This is a genomic window from Mesorhizobium sp. M4B.F.Ca.ET.089.01.1.1 (assembly GCF_004022605.1).
GTDB classification, from domain to species: domain Bacteria; phylum Pseudomonadota; class Alphaproteobacteria; order Rhizobiales; family Rhizobiaceae; genus Mesorhizobium; species Mesorhizobium abyssinicae.
This window is the reverse complement of sequence record NZ_RZOS01000551.1, coordinates 1-3350: the sequence shown is the minus strand read 5'-3', so window position 1 is coordinate 3350 and position 3350 is coordinate 1. Positions and strand designations below refer to the sequence as shown.

Genomic DNA, 3350 nt, shown 5'->3' with positions numbered 1-3350 from the left:
GACAAGAGCCCGCCCGAGAGTGCCACCGCCTCCATCGCCTGATGCGTTTCGCGCACGGTGATGCCGCCGGAGCCTGCCGCCCAGCCGGCGAATTCGGTGACCTCGGGCGCATAGGCGACGTGGAACCCTTGCGTGCCTGAGGAGGCGATGTGGATCGCCTCGCGCATCACTTCCCCCATGCCCATGGCGTCGATGTCGGTCATGGTGAAGGTGGAGACACGCGAATCCGTCAGCACCCGCGCCTCGGCCGGATCGGCATGGCGCAAGCCGACGATCACGATGTTTTCCGGCGAAAGCTGCGGCTGCAAAGCGCCCGGCTTGTGATCCAGGCCCAACATGCGGGCGAGCACCGAAGCCTCCGGCAGGTCGATGCCTTCGATCTCCTCCGGCATCAGCGCGGCGATGGAATCGATCCAGATCAGGCCAACTGAGTGTGTCGCCCGCGCGGTCGCGGCAAGTGCCGTGTGGGCAATGCGGCGGTCGGCGCCGGCGGTCAGCCGGATCAGGCCCGAAGGCGGCCGTTCCGCGTCGGCCAGCTCGACGACATCGAAGTTCATCGCCTCAAGCCGCGCCCCGGTCGCCTCTCGGGCAAGGATGCCCGCCGCCGACGGCTCGGCCGAGATCGACACCATCTTGCGGCCGGAATAGTCCTCGACGTCGTGCATCGGGGCCTTCTCGACATATTCGGAGGTCATGGCGAGAAGCATGGCGCCATAGCTCATGCGGAAGGCGACGCGGCCGCCGACGACGGGAGGGGGATCGGCGTCCTGGACGTCAAGCAAAAGATGATCGCTGGAGGCGCCGAGCACGCGCACGCCCTTGGCGATCGGCATCAGGCCTTCGACCAACACGTCCTCGCGGCCGATATTGGCGATGGCGCGCAGCCTGTCGCCCTCGTCGGGAAAGACCGGCTGGTTGCCGAACGCGTCGTAGCCGGACTGGCCGATCGGCCGCGATGGCTTCTTCTTGACCTCGATGATGTCGGCGGTGAGCCGGCAGGCATCGAGCTCCAGCGCTTCCCAGGGCGGATCGCGAAAAGTTTCCAGCCCGCCCTGCAGGATCGCTTCGCCAACCCTCAGATTGTTGATGCCGGCGGGCAGCCTGCCTTCGAGCAGCAGCGGCAGCGAGGACGAGGCACCGCCCGAGATCCAATCGAGGCTTTTGCCCGACAGACGCTCGATCTTATAGGCATGGGCGACGAGTTGGCCGAGATTCTCCTCGGTCGGCAAGATGGCGCCGAAGCAGCCGAGATTGGTGCCGATGCCGGCAATGCGCACGCCCTTCATCTCCAGGATCTGCTCGACAGTCGGCACAAGGTCGTTCGGCCAGATGCCTTCCCGCAGGTCGCCGAGGTCGACCATCAGCATGATGTCGTGGACGCGGCCCATGCGTTCGGCGATGCGGGCGATCTCGCGAATGATCGAAAGTTCCGACTGCAGGCTGATGTCGACGGTCCGCACCACCTCCTCGACGCGGGCGATGGGCGGGCTGCGCAAGAGCATGATCGGCACATTGATGCCGCTGTCGCGCAACCGGCGAATGTTCTCGAAGCGTGACTCCGCGATGCCGGCAACGCCGCCGCGCAGCATGGCGCGCGCCACCTGCGGCATGCCGCACATGCCCTTGGTGACACCGAAGACCTTGATGCCGGATTGCACGCAGCGCTCGACGACGGTGCGCGCATTGCGCTCGATGCGGCCGAGATCGATGGCGACTTGCGGTCCCGACATCTCTAGTTCCTGTAGACCAGCCCCTGCGGATCGATCTCCGGCTTGCGGCCGGCGACGATGTCGGCGAGGAATTTTCCCGAACCGCAGGCCATCGTCCAGCCGACATGGCCGTGGCCGGTGTCGAGATAAAGATTTGTGTAGCGCGCCAGGCCGATGACCGGCACGGAGTTCGGCATCATTGGCCTGAGGCCCGCCCAAAGCTCCGCCTTCTTCTCGTCGAAGGCGCCGGGAAACAGATCCTTGCCGGTCCTGAACATGGCGGCGAAGTCGCGCGGCCTGAAGCTGCGGTCGAAGCCGGTGAACTCGGCGGTCGAGGCAAGCCGCAGCCGGTTGCCGAGCCGCGAGTAGCCGATCAGCTGGTCCTCGTCGGCGCCGCCCATGGTCGGCCCCTTGCTCTCGTCCTCGAGCGGGATGGTCGCGGTGTAGCCCTTCACCGGATAGACCGGCAGGTCGATGCCGTAGCGGCGGCCGAGCAGGCCGCTTTCCGGGCCCATGGCGATGACCACCGCGTCGCCGGCGACCGGGCCGGCAGAAGTCATCACCGCGCGCACGCGGTCGCCCTCGATGTCGAGGCCCTCGACGGTCGTGCCGAAAAGGAATTTGACGCCGAGCTTTTCAGCCGAATAAGCGGCGAGCTTCTCCACGAACTGCCTGGAATCGCCGGTCTGGTCGATCGGCGAATAGACGCCGCCAGCGATCTTGTCCCTGGCGCCGGCGAGGCCGGGTTCCAGCTCGATCAGCCGGTCGCGGCCGACGATCTCGATCGGCAGGCCATGTTCGGCCAGGTAGCGGTAATTGTCGGTGCCGGTGTCGAGACTGTGCTGCGAGCGGAAGAAATAGAGGATGCCCTTCTTGCGCTCATCATAGTGGATGCCAGTCGCTTCGGAGAGCGAATTGATGCAGTCGCGCGAATAGAGCGCCAGACGCAACTTGACCTGGCTGTTGGCGCGCAGGCGCGCCACCGTGCACTGGCGCAGGAAGCGCAGGCTCCAGGCGAGGAAATAGGGATCGAAGCGCAGCCGGACCTTGATGCCGAGATCGTGGTTCCAGAGCGCACGCAGGAAGGTCTTCAGCGCGGCCGGCGAGGCCCAGGCGGTGGCGTCGCCCGGCGAGACAAGGCCGGCATTCGACTGGCTGGTGCCGCGCGCCGCCGTCTGGTGGCGCTCGATCACCGTCACCTCATGGCCGTCGCTCGCCAGGTAATAGGCGGCCGCCGTGCCAACGACGCCGGCCCCGAGCACCAAAACCTTCATGCCGCCCCCCAGACAAATATGCGGAGCGCCTCCACGCCTCCGATGCCTTCAATAGCGCGTCTCGGGGTGCGGGACGAGCCCTTGTGATTGCAGAGGGCCGCGGCGCCCCTCATCCGCCTGCCGGCACCTTCTCCCCGTATAGTGACGGGGAGAAGGTGGCTTGCCGCGGCGCCGGCGCCTTCCCTGCAGCGTTGGCGATTGGCGAAATCATTGGTGACAGCGCCCCTCTCCCCGTCACTATACGGGGAGAGCGACTGTCTTGGCTGTCAAGCTGTTTGCCATGGTTTTTGGTCGCGGATGATGGCGTTGAGAATGGTCAGCAGCTTTCGCATGACGGCCACGACGGCGACGATCTTCGGCTTGCCGA

2 protein-coding genes and 1 pseudogene are annotated in these 3350 nt (G+C 66.1%); all 3 read right to left on the bottom strand.

Annotated features, from left to right (window positions below):
• The coding region (locus EN780_RS30420) for an alanine racemase (protein ID WP_128276133.1) at positions 1-1730 on the bottom strand (1730 nt) is incomplete at its 3' end.
• Between the two features lie 2 nt (positions 1731-1732).
• On the bottom strand, positions 1733-2983 hold the full coding sequence (locus tag EN780_RS30415; RefSeq protein ID WP_127282427.1) for a D-amino acid dehydrogenase: 1251 nt from the start codon (positions 2981-2983) through the stop codon (positions 1733-1735).
• A 266-nt stretch (positions 2984-3249) separates the two neighbouring features.
• Positions 3250-3350: pseudogene (locus EN780_RS30410) on the bottom strand (IS110 family transposase); the annotation flags it as partial.

Bases quoted from the DNA above. Each gene is read 5' to 3' on its own strand.
- EN780_RS30415 (WP_127282427.1), bottom strand. From the start codon at position 2,983: ATGAAGGTTTTGGTGCTCGGGGCCGGCGTCGTTGGCACGGCGGCCGCC.